Origin of the sequence: Streptomyces sp. NPDC096132, from assembly GCF_044763345.1 — a bacterium.
GTDB lineage: Bacteria > Actinomycetota > Actinomycetes > Streptomycetales > Streptomycetaceae > Streptomyces.
Genome location: NZ_JBIWGA010000012.1, coordinates 318,776 through 337,346, shown reverse-complemented (window position 1 = coordinate 337,346; position 18,571 = coordinate 318,776). Strand labels below are relative to the sequence as shown.

Here is an 18,571-nt window from a genome sequence, read left to right as displayed (position 1 = left end):
GCCGTGCGTCAGCTGGCTTCGGGGCGGACTTCGATGGCCACGTCGGTGAGCTCGTAGATGCGCAGGCCCGGCTTCCACAGGTCCGCGTCGGCGATCAGCAGCAGCCGGTCCGCCTCCCTGCGGACCTCCTTGACGTGCACGTCGAAGAACAGCTCGCGGTCGTCGCGCAGGATCTGGCCCCGGTACTTCCACTTCATCTCGACGCCGGTGGCCATGGCGAAGCGGGGCCGGGTCATGCCCTCGGCCAGGTTCCGCTCCAGGACGAACAGGCGCAGCGCCTGCAGCACGGCCTCGACGCCCAGCGAGCCCGGCATCACCGGGTCGCGGTGGAAGTGGCAGTCGAAGTACCACTCGTCGGGGCGGATGCTGCGGCGCCCGTGCAGACAGCCCTTCCCGTGGCGGCCCCCGTCCGCGACCAGGTCGACCCGGTCCACCAGGTCGAAACGGCCGCCGGGCAGGTGCAGTTCGCCGCCGTTGGCGTCCCGGAAGGCGGGGGAGTCCGGGGACAGCTCGATGCGCCTCACCCGCTCCGCCGCCGGCTTCTCCGCCTCGATCCACGGCTCGCGGTACGTGCCGCTGTCGAGACCGACCTGGTTGGACAGGGCGGCCGCGTTGAAGTACCCGAAGAGCGACTCGCCCCGGTAGAACACCTCCCCGTCGGCGGAGAGTTCGTACGCGAAGTTCTGCAGCACCGCGCCGGACACGACGCTCGTCATCAGCAGTTTCGAGTGGTGCCGGACCGTCTTGCCGCGCAGGTCGATGTCCTTGACCAGCGTGGCCCGGCCGTCGAGGTTGCGGATGGCGTACTCCTCGTCCGGCTCGCGGAGGGTGGCGCCCAGGTAGTAGCCGAGGAAGATGGCGGCCTGCAGCGAGCTCTCCATGTACACGCAGTTCGGCATGTACGGCGAGGAGTTCTGGCCGTAGTACCAGGCGTCGTCCGGCGAGTCGTACTCGGTGACCATCTCGGAGCCCGGGCTCAGATCGCCGCGGGTGCCGGTGAGCGACATGACCCGGTCGACGAACTGGAAGTCGCCGTTGGGTATGTAGGGGGCCCGGTGATCGCGGTAGATCTCGAACTCCGGGCCCATCGCCATGTCCAGCAGGCCCTTGGCCGAGTGGGCGAGGTGCAGTTCGTTGATCATGGCGGGCTCGCCGTCGCGGTTGCGGCGCCCGAGGAACTCCGGTACGCCGCCGGTCTCCGGCCGGTACGGCGTGCCCGGCTTCTCCACGATCTGCAGGCCCAGGTTCTGCATCCGGACCACCGGCTTGTCCCCCAGGTAGATGAGGACGTCCGCGATCACCGTGGGCCGCGGCAGCAGCGTCAGCTCGGTGACCTCCACCTCGTAGCGGATCTCGGCGTCCTTCGGGGTGACCTGGCCGCGCACCTGGACGTCGATCCGCCGGTCGGTCACCGTCTGGAAGCGGGCGTCCGGCAGCGTCAGATGCATGCCCTGGTGCATCAGGTAGATCTGGAGCAGCTGGACGGCGCCCTCGGCGATCAGCGAGCCGGCGAGCACCGGGTCGTCCGGGAAGTGGCAGGTGAAGTACCAGCCGTCGGGCTGAAGGCGCTTGACCGCGCTGATCGAGCCCAGTTCGCACGGTCCGCCCTTGCGGTCGATCGTGACCTCGTCGACCATCCGCAGCCGCTCGTCCGGCAGCCGCAGCGCCGGGTTGATGCCGGGGTCCTGAGCGTGGTCAGGGCCGAAGACGTCACCGGGCTTGCCCTGCGCGAGCAACTCCAGGTCCGCAGCGTCGAGTTGATGCTTCCTGGCGTAGGCAAGGGGCTTGAAGGTGCCCCTGGGCAGCGCGGCGCGGCGGGCCCGCTCCTTGTCGGTGATGACTACGCCGAGCGGGGTGTCCAGCTCCGCCTTGCTGAAGAAGCCGGCGCAGGCGTCGCGGAGTTCGAGGATCAGCTCGCCGTCGGCGTAGCAGTCGTAGCTGAAGAAGAAGATCGTGGTGTCGCCCTGGTGGACGAACCGGTCGATGGAGATCTCGTAGCGGAGCGTCTGTCCGGTCCTGGGCAGTCCGCCGCGGAAGATCAGCGAGCTGTCGAGCAGCCGGTAGACCCGCTCGCCCTTGTTGCGGAAGTCGATGCCCAGATAGCTGACCAGCAGCAGGTCGCACTGCCCGGACTCCACCGTCACCGCCGGCGGCACCCCGCCGTCGACGGCGTACCAGGCGTCCTCGGGCACGTCGTACTCGGTGGTGATGCGGGAGGGCTCCAACACCCCGGGCCTCGCGTCCAGTTCGGTGACCCGGGTGACGAAGTGGTATGGCGGTGCGGGCAGCCGCACCCGGGCCCGGAAGGTGTCGATCTCGGCGAACTCGGGACCGAAGACCTTGGCCACGGAGCCGGTGGCGAACTCCAGCAGGTCGGCCTCGTCCCAGATGACGCCCTCGTGGACCTCGGCCTGGGGCGGTGCGGCGGGCGGGGGCGCGGGAAGCGCGGGGGGCGGGGTGGGGGCCGTAACGGCTGTGACCGGAGACCGACGCACCGGCCGGGCGCCGGACGTCGGAGTGTCGAGCAGGCTCTCCGCACGGTCCAGGGTCGCCGACTGGAGCACCCGGTGGGTCTCCATCACGACGCCGTGGGCGGCGAGCATCTCCTGGCGCAGCTCCCGCACGAGGTCGACGGCGGGGCTGCGGCCCGGCGTGGTCGCCGGTGGAGTCGTCGGCGGAGGGGTGGCCGGTGCTACGGGGGCGGGGGGCGGGGTGGCCGAGGCGGTGGCCTCCGGCGGCTGCGGGCCGCCCCAGGGAAGGACCGTGAGGGGATCCCCGTCGAAGGTGATCACCTCGGAGACCTCTAGCGTCGGGTCGGCGGGCATGGCGGGGGGCTCCTCCGGCGGGACGGACAGGACGGGGACGGATGCGGCCGGGTCGGCGGACCCGGCGGACGGCACCACCGATGTCGTACGGGTGCCTCGCTGCGGGGCGGCCGGGTCGTGGCGCCCGGGGATCCGGGCCGCCGACCCGCGGGCCGGATGGCCCGCGGCGGGCGGCTGGGGGTGCCGGGCGGTCCGGGCCGCGGCCGGCTCAGGGCCGGAGTGGTTCGCGGCGGCGGGTCGCGGGCGCCCGGCGGCCTGAGCCGCAGCCGTCACGGGGGACGGACGGCCGACGGCGGCCGGTTCGGCGTGCCCGGCGGCCAGGACCGCGACGGCCTCGCGGGCGATGCGGTCCGGGATGGGTTCGCCCCGGCCCACCCGGGTCAGGGGCAGGCGGCGGGCGGCCGGCGCGGTGGCGGGAGCTTCGGCCGGAGCCGGGCCCAGCAGCGCCGTCGGATCCACCGGCAGCCCGTGCCCGACCAGCCGGGCCACGAGCTGGGCGAGCGGGGTCGTCGCCGGGACGCCGCGGCGGTCCACGCAGGCCGCCACGTGCGGCGCGTCGCCGAGCGTCTCCCGGATCCACCGGGAGCAGGTGGCGCCGGGCCCCACCTCGATGAAGTAGCGGTAGCCGCGCTCGTACGCCGCGTTCACCAGACGCGGGAAGTCGATCGTCGAGCGCAGGGTGGTCGCGATGCGCCGCGGGGACTCGCCGAGCCGCTCGGCGGGCAGGGGCAGATAGTCGTAGGCGCTGAACAGCTCCAGGTCCCCGAAGGAACCGGTGGGGTAGTCGTTCAGCCGGGCCAGGCCGTCGAACTCGGCGTCCACGACCGGGCAGTGCATGACCACATTGACCGGGGAGCGGGCGGCGCGGCAGCCCAGTTCCTCGATCAGTGCCCGGCACTGATCGGGGTCGCCGGCGATCACGAGTTCCTGCGGCGTGTTCACATGGGTGAGATGGACGCGGTCGTAGCGGGCCAGCGCCGCACGCACCGGCTCGGCGGGGGAGAGCAGGACGTGGGAGGCCCACACCCGCTCGTCGGGTGTCTCCTCCGGCAGCCCCCACAGATCGCGCACGGTGCGCCGCGGGCCGCACAGCCGGTCCTGGAAGACCGGGCTGTGGCTGATCAGCGCGTCGCTGCGACCGGCCGGGTCCCAGCCCCCGGTCGCGAAGAGCATGCTGGACTCGCCCAGGCTGTAGCCGAAGCCGCCGTGCGCGGTGATGCCCAGCACCTCCCGCACCAGCGCGGTGTAGAGGATCGCGAAGCTGGTGCCGGTGGCGAGCATGAACGGGACGTCGTCGCCGAGGCGTTCCTCCAGCCGCATCAGATCGCGGCGGTCGAGGGCCTCGCGGGTCCGCGGATACAGGTGGGCGGCGCGCAGCATCCGGGCGGGCTCGGCGGCCTGCTCCTCGAAGCGGTCGAGCAGACCGGGGAAGGCCCGGAAGAGGTCCGCGCCGAGCCCCGGATAGCTGTTGAAGGCCCCCGGGAAGACCAGGGCGACCCGTCCTTCGGGCCCGAGGGGCCGGGGAGTGAAGAAGGAACCGGCCGGAGTGGCCCACTCCCTGTCCTCGGCGTGGGCCGCGGGCAGGTCCCGAGCCGCCAACTCCAGCTGCTTCAGGAGCTGTTCGCGGTCCTTGCCGACGAGGACGGCCCGCAGGCGCTTCTCGCCCGGCCCGTCGGCCGCCTGCCGCGCGAGCGCGCGCGGGTCGGCTCCGTCGTCGAACAGCGCGCGGTATCGCTCGGCCTCGGCGACCAGCCCGGCGGGCGTCTCGGCGCCCAGGACCAGCAGCACGGGACCGCCCGCGCGGTACCAGGCGGCCGTACGGCGGGGGCGTTCGGCGCCCGGGACGGAGGAGAGGACCACATGGGCATGCGAACCGCCCGCGCCCATCATGTTCACGGCGGCGTGGCGACGGCCGCCCGCCTCCTCACGCAGCCAGGGGCGGGAGGCGTCGGGCACGTAGAGGGCGGAGGCGGCGAAGGCGTCGGCGAGGTCGTCGGCGGGGCGCTTCCAGCCGGGCGTGCCGGGTACGTAGGCGTGCCGTACGCACAGCACGGCCCGGATCAGACCGGCCAGCCCGGCCGCGCAGCCGGCGTTGCCGATCTGGGCCTTGACGCTGCCCAGGGCAGTGCTGCCGGTGCCCGCGGGATAGACCTCGGCAAGGGCGGCGATCTCGGAACGGTCCGTGTCCTCGGTGCCCGCCGCGTGGGCCTCCAGACAGCCCACGTCGGCGGCCGTGATGCCCGCCTCGGCCAGGGCCGCCCGCGCGGCCTCGGCCAGCTGCTCGGCTGCCGCACCGGGCAGGGGGCCGGACGCCGGGGCATGCCGTACGGCGATCCCCTCGATGCGGGCGTGCACCCGGCCCCGGGCGGCGTCCGCACGGGTGACCACCAGGGCACCGGCGCCCTCGCCGACACGGCGGCCACGGGCCCCCTCGGCGAAGGACAGCCCCGCCGCGGCCGAGAGCCCCGGCCCCGCCAGCAGGTTCTCCGCCGAGCCGGCCAGATCGACGGCGCCGACCAGCACCGCCTCCAGGTCCGGGTCGAGCAGCAGCAGCCGCGCGACCTCCAGGGCCTCCGCCGTGCCCGCGCCGTCGGCGGACAGGGTGAACGACGGGCCGGTCAGGTTCCATCGGGAGGAGATCCGCCCGGCCATCACGTTGCCGATGTAGCTGAGGACCTCGTTGGCGCCGATCGGGTCCACGACGGCGTCCCGGGACACCTCGGCGAGCGCTGCCCGCTGCTCCTCGGTCAGCTGTACGCCCGCATTGTCGAACTCGCGGCGCAGAAACGCACCGAGTCCGTACCGGCTCAACCGGGCGTGCGTGTACGGCTCCAGCTCGGTCACCACCATCACGGCCACCCGGCGCGGCTCGGGGGTGTCGCGGGCGCCGGTGCCGAGCCGGTAGCCGGCGTCGCGCAGCGCCTCGTCGGCGACCTTGGTCATCAGCGCGTGCTGCGGGTTGTAGATGCGCAGGTCGGAGGGCGGGACGCGGAGCTGGACGGGGTCGACCTCGACGCCGTCGACGAACGCCCCGCGCGGCGCGCCGCCGGTGAGACCGGCCGCCTCCAGGGTGCCGCCGTCGGTACGGTCCAGGCCGCGCCACCGCCGCTCGGGCAGGGGCCGCAGATCGTGCTCGCCCCGATGGACGGCCCGCTCGAAGGCGTCCAGGCTCTCCAGCGACCCGAAGTGCGCGCCGAGTCCGACCACGTCCAGGGCGGGCGGGACGGCTCGCTCGGCGGGGGTGGGGTCGGGGGCGGGGGCGCTCCCGCCGGTCGTCGTGGGCGCGGAGGAGAGCACGACATGTGCGTTGGTCCCGCCGAAGCCGAACGCGGAGACCGCCGCCCGTCGGGGACCCGGCCCCTCGGGCCACGCCCGGGCCGAGCGCACCAGGGCCCGCTCGCCGACGCGGCCGTCCGCGGAGGTGATCGGCTGGTCCACGCCGACGGTCGGCGGGATCGTGCCGTCGGCCATGGCCAGCACGACCTTGAGCAGACTGCTCAGTCCGGCCACGGTCAGCAGATGCCCGATGTTGCCCTTGACCGAGCCGAGCAGCGGCACCTTGCCGTGCGCACCGAAGAACTCGGCGACGGACTCCGCCTCGGTCGTGTCGCCGATCGGCGTACCGGTGGCGTGGCACTCCAGGTAGTCGATGGCGGCCGGGTCCACCCCGGCGTCCGCGTAGGCGCGGGCGAGGGCGTCGAGCTGACCGCTCTTGCGGGGTACGAGCGGGTGGCGTCCGGCACCGTCGTTGGACAGCCCGATGCCGTCCACCACGGCGTGGATGCGGTCTCCGTCGCGCAGGGCGTCCGCCAGCCGCTTGACCGCGACCATGCCGGCGCCCTGGCCGGTGACGATCCCGCCGGAGCGGCTGTCGAAGGGCTGGCTGAAGCCGTCCTCGGGATAGGCGTGCAGATCGGAGAACGACAGATGGATCAGCGTCGGATCGGGGGCGCAGACCCCGCCCGCCAGCACCAGGTCCGCCTGGCCCGAGGCGAGGTGGCCGCACGCCAGGCTGAGCGCGTACAGGGCCGACGAGCAGGCCGCGTCCAGGCAGTAGCGGGGGCCACCGAGGCCGAGCGCGGCGGCGGTGACCGCGGCGGGCGATCCGCTCACCCGCAGGTTCTCCGGCACGACCGACCGACGGTCGATCAAAGAGCGTGCCGTGAGCTCGGGCAGGCCGGCCCGGCGCAGCCCCGCGAGCACGGCCTCCTGCGCCAGCGGAACGCTGACCTCGGCCGACGTCGGCGTGGGGAAGGAGTAGTTGCCCATCACCAGGCCGGTGCGGGCCAGCGTCTCGGGGCGGGCGGCCGGGCCGCAGTCCCGCAGCGCCTCCCGCGCGGCGTGGATCGCCCAGTGGAAGATCCGGTCCAGGCCCGCGAGGTACCCGGCGTCCAGCCGGTAGCCGGTGGGGTCGAACTCGAAGTCGGTGATGAACCCGCCCCGGCGGGAGGTGATGCGATGGCGGGGGTCCAGGTCACGCTCGTCGAGCGCCGCCCCGAAGACCTCCTCACCGCCGTCGCGGCGGCTGTCGATGCCGTGGTGCAGGTTGTGCCGGAACTGCTCGGGCGTCCGGGCGTCGGGGAACAGACAGGAGATCCCGACGATCGCGAACTTGCTCATGGAAGTAGGTCCCTCCAGGGTTCGGGGGCCCGGCGGGGGCGAAGGAGCCCGCCCGCCGGGCCCACCGGTCCGGACGTCGGCTCAGCGGCCGGCGAACTTGGCGGCCAGCTGAGGGGTGGACACGAGGGACAGTCCGGTGAACCGGAGCAGCACTCTGCCGTCGGGCGCGCACGCCGACACGTCGACCGTGGCGGACGTACCCGTCGCCGAGACCGGCTCCACCACCACGACGAACGGCTCACCGTCCGGCAGCGCCTCGTACAGGTCGGCCCGCGCCACCGACATCGGCAGGCTCGCCGTGTCCCGGTACCGGCGCATCCACACCAGCGCGGCCTGCAGCAGCAGGTCGGCGGTGCCGGGCGCGTACCGCCCGCCGCCGAACGCGCCGCCCGCGGGCCGGTGTTCGGGCAGCGCGCACTCGACGACCAGACGCTTCTCGCCGTCCTGGAGCACCCGGCGCAGGCCGCGCAGCGACTCTCCGTGGAAGAGGGTGCCGTCGGCGTAGAAGACCTGTGCGTCGCTGCCGCCGCCCAGCGCGGGCAGCCCGGTCACACGCCGTGGCTCCGGCTGTCCGGCGCCGCCGAGGAGCACCCGCGCCGCGTAGTGCGGGCGGACCGTCCCGGTGGCGTCGACCGAGCGGATCGCGACATCGGCCTCGGCACCGTCGGGCGTCGGGTCGACGGAGAGCTCGAACCGGCTGCCGTCGAGGCTCCCGTCGAAGATCACACCCTTGTGGACCGCGAAGTCCCGGATCTCCGCGACGGTGGTGCCGGTGAGCCGCTCGACGGCGCCCGTCGCCCAGCCGAGGGCCGCCGCCGCGGGCAGCACCGGCGCGTCCCCGATCACATGGTCGGCGACCAGCGGCTCGGTGACGAGCTGGGCCAGATCCCGCTCCATGACGACCGGCGCCGTGGGCACGGAGTCCTCCCGCTCGGACAGGGGCGTGGTCGGCCCGAGGACCGTGACCACGTCACCGGCCCGCTCGGGGGCGAACTGCTCGGTGAACATCCCGGTTCCGGTATCCACCGGGATCAGGGAGATGCCGCGCTCCTCGAAGACCGCCTTGATCTGCGGCGACACCATGCCGCTGGCCCAGGCACCCCAGTTGAGGGATGTCACATGGGCCTGCGGGTGGGTGCGCCTCCAGGCGGCCGCCCAGGAGTTGAGGACCTCGTTGGCCATGGCGTAGTCCGACTGGCCGCGGTTGCCGAAGAACCCGGCGACCGAGGAGAACAGCACCACGTGCCGCAGTCGTTCGGCCGGCAGGGCGGCGACGACCGAGCGCAGACCGCCCAGCTTGACGGAGAGGACGCGCTCGATCTCGGCCGCCTTCTTGGCGGAGATCAGCTGGTCCGCGAGGACGCCGGCACCGTGCACCAGGCCGGTGATCCGCTCCCGGTACGGCTCCAGGGCGGCGGCGGTCGCGGCGGCGTCGGTGATGTCCACCGCCAGGTACGCGACCTCGCTGCCCGCGGCCGCTGCCGCCGCGAGGGTCTCGCGCACCTCGCGCTCACCCACGACCGCCTGGTACAGCTGCTCCACGCGCTTGGGGGTCGGCTTCTCGCCGGTCCGCTTCAGCTGCTCGACGGCGGCGGCCTTCAGCGCGGCCCGGTCGGTCAGCCCGCGGGCCCACTCCGGCTCCTCGCCCAGCGCCGTACGGCCCAGGAGCAGCAGCCCCGGACGGTACGCGGCGGCGAGGGCCTCGGCGCAGCGGGCGGTGATGCCGCGTCCGCCACCGGTGACGACCAGCAGATCGTCGGAGGTGAGCGGTACGGCGTCCATGGCCGGGGCGGCCGACTCCTCGCCCAGGGTCAGCGCGACCCGGCGCACCCCGTCACGGCCCACCTGCACCGGTCCGGCCGCGGCGTCGCTCACCTCGCCCAGGACGAGGTCGGCGGCCTTCTCGGCACCGAGCGCGGGCGACAGGTCCAGGGCCCGGCAGAAGAGCTCGGGCGCCTCCACCGCCAGGGTCTTCACCAGACCGCCGACGCCACCGGCGGGCACCGCGTCCTCGGCCACCCCGCCGAGACCGAAGGCCCCGTCGAGCCGGGTGACCGTGACGAACGCGGCCCGCTGCCCCGACGCCGCGGCCGCCGTCAGCGCGCCCACCACCTGCTTGGCGATCAGCAGGGTGTGCGCCAGCCTGCGCACGCCCTCGGACCACGGGAGGCCGTCGGCGGCGGCGAAACCGAGCACGAGATGGAGCCGATCCGCGCCCAACTCATCGACCCGCGAGGCGAGTTCGGTGGCGCCCCAGCCCGTCAGCGCGCGGTCCGCACCGCCGCCGATCCGCTGCGGCACACCAGGCAGCCGCAGCACCCGCACCTGCCAGCCCGCGGCCACGAGCCGGCTCGCCGTGGCCTCGGCGACCGCACTGCCGTCGTCGACGACGAGCGCGGCCGCACCCTGCGGGTACGCCCCCACGAGCCGGTCCGGCACGGGCAGCTCCACCAGCGCGGCCTGCCCCCGGCCCAGCGCGGCGGGAGCCGGAGCCCCGCCGGAGGCCGGCGCCGACTCCTCCGCGGCCGCCTCCGGAGCACGCCGCTCCTCGGCCGCACCACCGGAGAGCCCCGTGACGAACCCGACGATGTCGCTCAACGTCCGGAGTTCCGCGAGTTGTTCGGGGCCGACGGGGGTGGGGCTGGGGAAGCGTTCCTGGAGGACGCCCATGATCTCGACGCGTTTGATGGAGTCGATGCCCAGGTCCGCCTCGACATCCATCGTCAGGTCGAGCATGTCGGCGGGGTAGCCGGTCTTGGTGGAGACGACGTCGAGGAGCGCGGCGCGTACGTCGTCGGTGGAGGCGGTGGAGGCGGTGGGCGCCTGGGCCGCCGGGGATGTCGAAGTGGTGCCCGGACCACGCAGTTCCAGGACGAAGCCCACGATCTCGTTGAGCGTGCGCAGTTCGGCGAGTTGTTCGGGGCCGACGGGGGTGGGGCTGGGGAAGCGCTCTTGGAGGACGCCCATGATCTCGACGCGTTTGATGGAGTCGATGCCCAGGTCCGCCTCGACATCCATCGTCAGGTCGAGCGTCTCGGCCGGGTAGCCGGTCTTCTCGGACACGATGCCGAGGAGCGCCGCGGCGACGTCGTCGGCGGCGATGACCGGAGCCGGGGCGGCCGGCGAGGCCGTCGCGGCGGCCGCGGGCCGTGGCCGGGCGCTCGCGCCGCCCAGGCTCAGGACGAAGCCGACGATCTCGCTCAGGGTGCGCAGTTCGGCGAGTTGTTCGGGGCCGACGGGGGTGGGGCTGGGGAAGCGTTCCTGGAGGACGCCCATGATCTCGACGCGCTTGATGGAGTCGATGCCCAAGTCCGCCTCCAGGTCCATGCCGAGCTCGAGCATTTCCGCCGGGTAGCCGGTCTTCTCCGAGACCACCGCGAGCAGTGCGGTCTCGACGTCGGTGGCCGAAGCCCCGGACGACGACCCGGACGACGGCGGCGGCTCGGGGGCCGCGACGGGGGCGGGGGACACGGCCGGCGCCGGGCCGGCGGGGAGCGTCGGGGCCGCGGTCGCCCGCGGACGGGCCGGAGCGGGCGGCTCGATGGCCGGGGCCGCCGTCGGCGCGGGCATGACGGCCGGCGCGATCGGCGCGGCCGACGTCACACCGGCGGCGGGAGTCGTCGGCGCGGTCGCGCCCAGTTCCATGGCGGCCAGGTCCCGCAGGATCTCGTTGGCCCGCAGATGCGTGCGCCCGATGGCCAGCCCGTGCTCCTTGACGGTGGCCACACCCGGGAACACCTCGTCGATACGGCCCTGTTCGTCGGCCCGCTCGAGGATGCCCATCAGACGCCGCGCGCTGGCCAGCTGGCCGTTGAGGTAGTCGTCGTGCAGGGCCAGGTGGTCGGCGACCAGCTCGGACAGCCTGTCGTCGCCGGGTGCGGATGTCTGGTGTTCTTCTTCCACGAGCTCGCTCTCCAGGACGTCTACGGGGACGGGCGGCGCCGCGTGCGTCGCCTCCGGCACGGCGGGACGTACGGCGACGGCGGTCGCGTCGGGCACCGGAACGGGGAGGGCCGCCACCTCGGCCGCCACCTCGGCCGCCACCTCGGCCGCCGCCTCGGCCGCCACCTCGGCTCCCGCCCGGGCCGTCGGCGCGCCCTCCGGCGCAGCGACGCGGTACCCGTTCTCCAGGGCCTCCCGGTACGCCGCCCTCCGTGCCGCCGGCACGTGGTTGATGCCGTTCAGCGGCACGGTCATGCCCTTGACCGGCTCGCTGACCGGCGCCTCGGCCACATAGGGATCGACGGTCGTCAACGGCAGCCCCAGTACGGCCAGTTGAGCCACCGCACGCTTCAGGGTGAGGTCGGCGTCGCCCTTGGCGCCGGGGTCGAGCTGTACGGCGAAGTGCTCGCGCTCGCCGAGGATGCGGCGGACCAGTTGGGTCAGCACGCCCTTCGGACCGAACTCGACGAACGTGCGGAAGCCCGCCGCGTACATCTCCTCGACCCGCTCGGCGAACCGCACCGGCTTCATCAGCTGGTCGACGAGGGTCCGCCGGTTCGCCTCGACGTCCGCACCGTACGCGGCGCCGGGCGAGTTGGCGTACACCGGCCGCCGGGGCTCGCGGATCTCGGCATCGGCGACGCGCCGCCCGAACGCCTCCACCGCGTGCGCGACGAACGGCGTGTGGAACGCGGCCGACACCGGCAGCCGTACCGCGCGCACCCCCGCCGCGCCCGCTGCGGCCACCAGCCGCTCTACGGCGTCGGTGGCCCCGCCGACCACCACCTGGTCGGGGGCGTTGAGGTTGCAGACGGCCAACTCGGGGTGCGCGGCCAGCAGTTGTGCCACCCGCTCCTCGGAGGCGGTGACCGCGGCCATCGCCCCCGCGTCGAAGTCCGGGTCGGCGGGCGGTGCCATCGCGGCACCACGGGCCCGGGCGAGCGCGAAGTACGTGTCGTCGTCGATCGCGCCGGCGGCCCACAGCGCGGCCAGTTCGCCGAAGCTGTGGCCGAGGAACCCGTCGGCGGCGAAGCCCAATTCGCTCAGGTACCGGTGGTGGCCGGCGGCGAGGGCGCCGATGGCGGGCTGGGCGTACTCGGTACGGCGCAGCTCGGTCTCGTGGGCCGTGCGAGTGCCGTCGTCGAAGGCGGGCGGCGGGAACGCGACGCGGGACAGCGGGAGTTCATGGTCCGCGAAGGCCGCGTTCGCGCGGTCGAAGGCCGCCCGCAGCGGGGGCAGCGCGAGCACCGCGGTCCGGCCGGGCTCGACGTACTGGCTGCCCTGGCCGGCGAAGAGCGCGCCGACCTTGCCGGTGGGGGCGGCGGTGCGGCGGAAGAACAGGCCCTTGGGGTGCGACCAGGACTCTGCGTCGGGCTCGGCCTTGAGCTCGGCCGCGGCGAGGGCCCGCAGTTCGGCGAGTTCGGCGTCGGTGCGGGCGACGAGGGCGAGCCGGGGGTGGCCGGCCGGAGCGGGCTCGGTGCGCGGTTCGGCGCCGCTGTCGAGGGCCCGCACCAGACCATTCATGTCAGGTTCATGCCATACATATACCCGGCTCACAGGGAACAGGACCTTCAGGTCGTCCCCGTCGCCGTGCTCCTGGAGCACCAGATGGAAGTTGGTGCCGCCGAAGCCGAACGACGAGACGGCCGCACGCCGCTGGGGTTTGTGCGGGTCACGGATCCACGGGCGGGCCTGTCCGCTGACGTAGAAGGGGCTCTCCGCCCAGTCGATCGCCGGGTTCGGCTTGTCCACGTTGATGGTGGGCGGCAGCACCTTGTGGTGCAGGGCGAGCGCCAGCTTGATCATGCCGGCCGCGCCCGCGGCCGCCTTGGTGTGCCCGATCTGCGACTTCACACTGCCGACCGCGGCGAACTGCCGCTCCTTCGTGTGCTCCGAGACCACCGCCGTGAGCGCGGACAGCTCGGTCGCCTCGCCGACCGCCGTGCCGGTGCCGTGCGCCTCGAACAGCTCGATCGAGCCGGGGGAGACGTCCGCGTCCTCGTACGCCCGGCGCAGCGCCGCCATCTGCCCCTCCTTGCGCGGGGCGTAGATGGACTTGAACCGGCCGTCGCTCGACGAGCCGATGCCGCGCAGCACGGCGTAGATCCGGTTGCCGTCCCGTTCGGCGTCCGCGAGCCGGCGCAGCGCCAGCATGCCGATGCCCTCACCGATGAGGGTGCCGTCGGCGCTCTCGTCGAACGGGCGGATGCGGCCGGCCTTGGAGAAGGCCGGAGTCTTGCTGAAGCACAGGTACATGAAGATGGTGTTCTCGGCGTCGCAGCCGCCCACCAGCATCGTGTCCGAGCGCCGTTCCAGCAGCTCGCTGACCGCGGCCTTCACCGCTCCCAGCGAGCTGGCGCAGGCCGCGTCGATGGTCATGTTGGTGCCGCCCAGGTCGAGGCGGTTGGCGATACGGCCGGCGACGACGTTGCCCAGCATGCCGGGGAAGGAGTTCTCCTCCCAGGGTGCGAAGGCCAGTTTGAACTTCTCCGCGATCTCCTCCGCGTCCCGCTGTGACAGACCGCACGAGCGCACGACCTCCTTGAGGACGGGGGTCTGGAGACGGGCGGTCAGCGGCTGGGTGAGCTGGTTGGCGCCGGTCACACCGAGCATCACGCCGGTGCGGGAGGCGTCGTACCAGTCCTGGTCGGCGCCCGCGTCCTTGAGCACGTCACGGGCCACGACGAGGCTCAACAGCTGGAGCACGTCGGTGACTTCGAGGGTGTTCGGCGGCAGGCCGAACTCGAGGGGGTCGAAGTCGACGGTGGGGATGAAGCCGCCGCGCCGGGAGTACGTCTTGTCGGGCGCGGTGGGGTCGGAGTCGTAGTGCTCCGACACGTCCCAGTGGGTGGCGGGGACGTCCTCGATGCAGTCGGCGGCGGACACCACGTTCGCCCAGAACTCGCGCAGATCGCGCGACTTGGGGTACAGGGCGGACAGGCCGACGATCGCGATGGGATCCCGGGCCAGTCGGCGGTCGAGGTCGGAAGGGGGGTGCGAAGCGTTCACGGCGAGGCTCTCTTGGTCGGACGGCGGGGCCGGTGGGGACGGCCCTGGTCGGTTCGGGGGCCCTGAAGGTGACGCGCGAGGGTGGGGGGAAAGGCTGAACGGTCAGATGGCGTACAGCAGTTGAGCGATCACGCCGAGGGCGTCGGGGCGGCTGAGCATCGTGTAGTGGTCGCCGGGGCACGGGTGCACGGTCAGTCCGTGCGGGGCGAGCGGCAGCCAGCCCAGCGTCTCGTCGCCCGGGATCAGGCTCCGCTCGGCCTTCACCAGCACCAGCGGGAGCGGCGCGGGGGCCGGTCGGTGCGGTGCGGTGAGGCGGTTGTTGCGGAGCAGTCCGTCCACGTACGTGTCGTAGAGCTTGCGCAGTCCCGGGAGTGGGGTGCCCGGGAGGAGGGCTCCGGCGGCGACGGCCGCGTCCAGGACGACGGGGAGTCCGTCGTCCACACCGCGCCCGTCGAGCGCTCCGGGCGCGAGCCGGACCGGGCGGTCCCGCTTGGCCCCGAGGTACATGGTGAACCAGTCCAGGAGCAGGGCGGGTTCGAGGGCTTCGTCGGGCTGCTGGTAGGCCTCGGTGGCCGCGATGCTGTCGAGCAGCACCAGACGCCCGGGGCGCCGCCGGCCGGCGGGCAGCGCGTGCGTCATCGCCAGCGCCAGCGTCCCGCCGAAGGACCAGCCCGCCAGCGTGTACGGGCCCTCGGGGACCGGACCCATGGCGGCCAGGAGCCGCTCCGCCAGGGCCTCCACGGTGGTGGGCGCCCGGCCGCCGGTCAGCGCCGCGTCCGCGTAGTCGGACACCGCGCCCAGATCCAGGACGGTCAGCCCGTCGCCCTCCGGCAACACCCCCGCCAGGCCCTCGTAGACCTGGGGCGCGAGCGCGCCGGGATGGACGACGTACACGGTGGGCCGGCCCGGTGCGGCGGCCCTCAGGGTGCGGGCGACCGGCGGTCGGGTGTCACGCGGCGGCCGCACGCTGAGCGCTCTCCTCGGCCAGATACACCGCCAGGTCCTTGACCGTCGGGTGGTACCAGAGCGTCGTGGTGCTCAGCTCGAAACCGAGCCAGTTCTCCAACTCGCCCGCGAGGATGAGGGCTTCTGTGGAGTCGAGGTCCAGTTCGTCGAAGTACACCTCGCGCGAGACCTCGGTGCCGGCGACGCCGAGGCGGTGGGCGATCTTCTCGATGAGCCAGTCCTCGGCTTCCTGAGCGGTGACTGCGGGCATGGTGAGACGTCCTTCCTCAGGGGGTGGGGGATGCGAAGGCGCACCCGGACGGCCCGGCGGACGACGGCGCGGCGCGCGGCGGAGGGCGCGCGCCGACGGCGCTCGTGGCGTGCGCGTCGGGGACCCACCGGATTTCTCGTCCGGTCGACGGGCATGGGCCGCGAAAGGGAGGCCGGAAGACCGGCCGGGCCGTAAAACGGGGGGATTGAGCTCTCTTCAACTTTCTGGTGATCGCCGTGAAACACGGCGACAAACCACACGTCGGTAAGTCGTCGGTCGTTCCGCTGGTGCTCACTGGTGCAGACCTGCGACTTCGCAGGTACGGGGGTGGCTTCGGAGTGGCCGCCCGAAGCACGCAAGCCACAGTCTTGCCAGTCTTCGGAATCTTGAACAACCGCTCTTCCGAAGAGTGGAAAGAAATTCGGGTTTACGGGCGTAGACCTGGTGGGTGTCCTGTGAAGGAAAGAGGTGACGAGCGGGTGAAGTATCGGACGTCGCGGCCGTTACTGCTTATTGCCCACCTTTGAGTCACGCCGGAACGCGCCGGGGGTCATATTCACCCGGCGTATGAAGAACTTGCCGAAGTTGGTCACTTCGGAGAATCCGAGCTGCCGGGCGATGGCTCTGATCGGCAGATCGGTGTGGACGAGGAGCCGACGCGCCTCCAGGGCCACGCGGGCGTCGATCAGGTCCTTGGTGGAGGTGCCCGCGACCTCGCGGCAGGCCCGGGCCAGGGCGCGCGTGCTGCAGTTGAGGGCGGCGGCGTAGTCCTCGACCAGCCGGGTGGAGCGGTAGGAGTGGTCGAGTTCGCGGCGGAAGCGCAGGAACAGGTCGCCGTTGTCGCCCGTGACGGGGGCGGTGTCCGCGTGGCGCCGGCGGCAGAGCTGGTCGATGTGGAGCAGGACGACGGCGAGCAAATGCTTCAGCAACTCCTCGCCCAGCCCCTGGTCGGGCCGTTCGAACTCCTCGTGCAGGAGGTCCAGGACCCGCTGGAACGCGGCGAGTTCGTCGTCGCGCAGCTGCCAGTGCGTGGGCCGCAGCACATCGTCGAGCATCCCCATGTGCGCTCCCATCTGCAACGGGAACGCCTCGGTGAACATGATGATCTCGGCGTCCAGGCCGGCCGACGGATAGAACTGGATCACCTGGTTCGGCCGGGTCCACACCAGTGTTCCCGGGCCGCAGTCGAAGCCGGTGGAGTCCGCCGAGTAGGTCCCCGTACCCTCTCTGACCAGCATGATCTGATGGAACGCGAGCCGGTGCGGAGCGGCCAGGAAACCCCGGGGGGCGTGGCAGAGAAGTTCCTTCAGGGTCACCATCGCGATACCGAGACCGGGTCGGCAGACGGGTCTGTAGGGCACCACGGGGATCGGTAACGATGCGAAATCGACCATGAGCGTTCCGGAATCGACCTTTCACTGGCCACTTGAGGGTTCAATGATAGGGGTGGTCGCCCGATGCCAGATCACTTCTGGTGCTCACGCGTGCACGTTCGCGTGCGCGCACGTGTCAACACGCACCATGACCTTGAAGGTGAAGGGACTCTGAACGGGATGACCACCCCCCACTCCGCAGCTCCGGAGCGCTCAGTCGTCGACCGGACGCTCAGCATCCTCGGCGCCTTCGACAGGGACAACCGGACCCTGACGCTCAGCGACATCAGCCGGCGGTCGGGCCTGCCCGTCGCGACCGTCCACCGCATCGTCAACAAGCTGCACGGCTGGGGCGCCCTGGAACGGTGTCCCGACGGCGGGTACAGCATCGGACTGCGCCTGTGGGAGACGGCCGTGCTGGCGCCGCGCTCCTCCGCCGTCGCCGAGGCCGCGCAGCCCCATCTCGTCGCCCTCCACGGACAGACCTCGGCCGCGGCGACGATCGCCATCCGCGACGGAATGGAGAGCGTCTGCCTGTCCTTCGTCTCCAACGAACCGGACGCCTGCGCCGTCTATGGCGACGCCGGCCGCCGGGTCCCGCTGCACGCCACCGCCGTGGGCCTGGTCCTGCTCGCCCATGCCGGCGGGGCCGTGCAGAACGAGGTGTGCGCGGGCCCGCTGCGCGCCTACACCCCCGCCACGATCACCGGCACCGCCCAGCTCCAGCAGTGCCTCGCCAAGGTCCGCAGGGAGGGCTACGCCGTCGTCCACGGCACCCTCGCCCCCGACCGGGGCGGCTTCGCGGTCCCCATCCGCGACAGCCGCGGCGTGGTCGTGGCCGCCGTCGGCGTCGTCGGGCCCGTCGACCTCATCCAGCCCAGACGCGTGTCCCCCCACGTCCGCGCCGCGGCCGCGATGATCCAGCGGCATGTGCGCAACGAGGGCCTGCGGTTAACCGAGGTCGGTGCCTGACCGACCACAGGGCCGGCCGGGTCCGCACGAGGAGCGGATCCCGGCCGCCCGTCCAGCGGACCGGGGTCACCGCCACCACCGTCGACGAAGTGCTCGGCCGAGGGGATTGATCCCGGCCCGATCGGGTACGCGAGGCCGGACCCCGCCCGGAGGGAAGCCTTCCGGAGCGGGCCGTACGACCGCCGCGACGAGGGGATCAGTCATGGAGACGCCCGCCCACGACCGCAACGCCAACCCCGCCCGGTGGGCGCTGGACGCGCTGGCCCGGGACACCGAGGACACGGCGGCACTGGACACGCTCGCCCACTGCGACGTTCTCGTGCCCGTGCCCGACGACGCCACCGACGAGGACGTGACCAACCCGGCCACGGTGGCCCTGCCGGTCATCGACAACCCCGGCGGCGCGCCCGTCGTCCCCGTGTTCACCTCCGAACCGGAGATGGCCGGACTGCTGCCGGGCATAGACCGCTACCGCGTGGTGCCTCTCGGGGCGCTCGCCGCGCAGTGGCCCGCCGAGGAGCTGTCGCTCTCGATCGACGCCGCCGGCGAGCATCCGCTGACGCTCACCTCCGAAGGGGTGCGCACCCTGCTCGCGAGGTGAGTCCTCGGAGGCT

General features: G+C 73.0%; 7 protein-coding genes. 2 read left to right on the top strand and 5 right to left on the bottom strand.

The annotated features are described in order from the left end of the window. Positions 1 to 8: 8 nt before the first annotated feature. The 5 genes from ACIRF9_RS28320 to ACIRF9_RS28300 all read right to left on the bottom strand — a co-directional run bounded on the left by ACIRF9_RS28320 (position 9) and on the right by ACIRF9_RS28300 (position 17,006). Positions 9 to 7,445, bottom strand: coding sequence for a beta-ketoacyl synthase N-terminal-like domain-containing protein (locus tag ACIRF9_RS28320; RefSeq protein ID WP_403827710.1), 7,437 nt, complete (start codon positions 7,443 to 7,445; stop codon positions 9 to 11). Between the two features lie 81 nt (positions 7,446 to 7,526). Continuing rightward, on the bottom strand, positions 7,527 to 14,396 hold the full coding sequence (locus tag ACIRF9_RS28315) for an SDR family NAD(P)-dependent oxidoreductase (protein WP_403827709.1): 6,870 nt from the start codon (positions 14,394 to 14,396) through the stop codon (positions 7,527 to 7,529). 102 nt (positions 14,397 to 14,498) lie between these two features. Continuing rightward, the gene (locus ACIRF9_RS28310; protein ID WP_403827707.1) at positions 14,499 to 15,362 is read right to left on the bottom strand and encodes a thioesterase domain-containing protein; all 864 of its coding nucleotides are present in this window, start codon (positions 15,360 to 15,362) and stop codon (positions 14,499 to 14,501) included. Further along, complete coding sequence (locus ACIRF9_RS28305) at positions 15,346 to 15,612, bottom strand: acyl carrier protein (protein WP_403827705.1); 267 nt, start codon at positions 15,610 to 15,612, stop codon at positions 15,346 to 15,348. The genes ACIRF9_RS28310 and ACIRF9_RS28305 overlap by 17 nt, the downstream gene beginning before the upstream one ends. Before the next feature lie 503 nt (positions 15,613 to 16,115). Further along, positions 16,116 to 17,006, bottom strand: a complete 891-nt coding sequence (locus ACIRF9_RS28300; RefSeq protein ID WP_403827703.1) for an AraC family transcriptional regulator — start codon at positions 17,004 to 17,006, stop codon at positions 16,116 to 16,118. Between the two features lie 159 nt (positions 17,007 to 17,165). Here ACIRF9_RS28300 and ACIRF9_RS28295 point away from each other — a divergent pair, with 159 nt between their 5' ends. Continuing rightward, on the top strand, positions 17,166 to 17,957 hold the full coding sequence (locus ACIRF9_RS28295; protein ID WP_403827701.1) for an IclR family transcriptional regulator: 792 nt from the start codon (positions 17,166 to 17,168) through the stop codon (positions 17,955 to 17,957). Positions 17,958 to 18,159: 202 nt separating this feature from the next. Further along, positions 18,160 to 18,558, top strand: coding sequence for an SseB family protein (locus ACIRF9_RS28290; protein ID WP_403827699.1), 399 nt, complete (start codon positions 18,160 to 18,162; stop codon positions 18,556 to 18,558). Positions 18,559 to 18,571: the final 13 nt, after the last annotated feature.

What these genes read in the sequence shown, in the direction of transcription:
- ACIRF9_RS28305 (WP_403827705.1), bottom strand. Translation starts at nt 15,612, where the DNA reads ATGCCCGCAGTCACCGCTCAGGAAGCCGAGGACTGGCTCATCGAGAAG.
- ACIRF9_RS28300 (WP_403827703.1), bottom strand. Translation starts at nt 17,006, where the DNA reads ATGGTCGATTTCGCATCGTTACCGATCCCCGTGGTGCCCTACAGACCC.
- ACIRF9_RS28295 (WP_403827701.1), top strand. Translation starts at nt 17,166, where the DNA reads ATGACCACCCCCCACTCCGCAGCTCCGGAGCGCTCAGTCGTCGACCGG.
- ACIRF9_RS28290 (WP_403827699.1), top strand. Translation starts at nt 18,160, where the DNA reads ATGGAGACGCCCGCCCACGACCGCAACGCCAACCCCGCCCGGTGGGCG.
- ACIRF9_RS28320 (WP_403827710.1), bottom strand. Translation starts at nt 7,445, where the DNA reads ATGAGCAAGTTCGCGATCGTCGGGATCTCCTGTCTGTTCCCCGACGCC.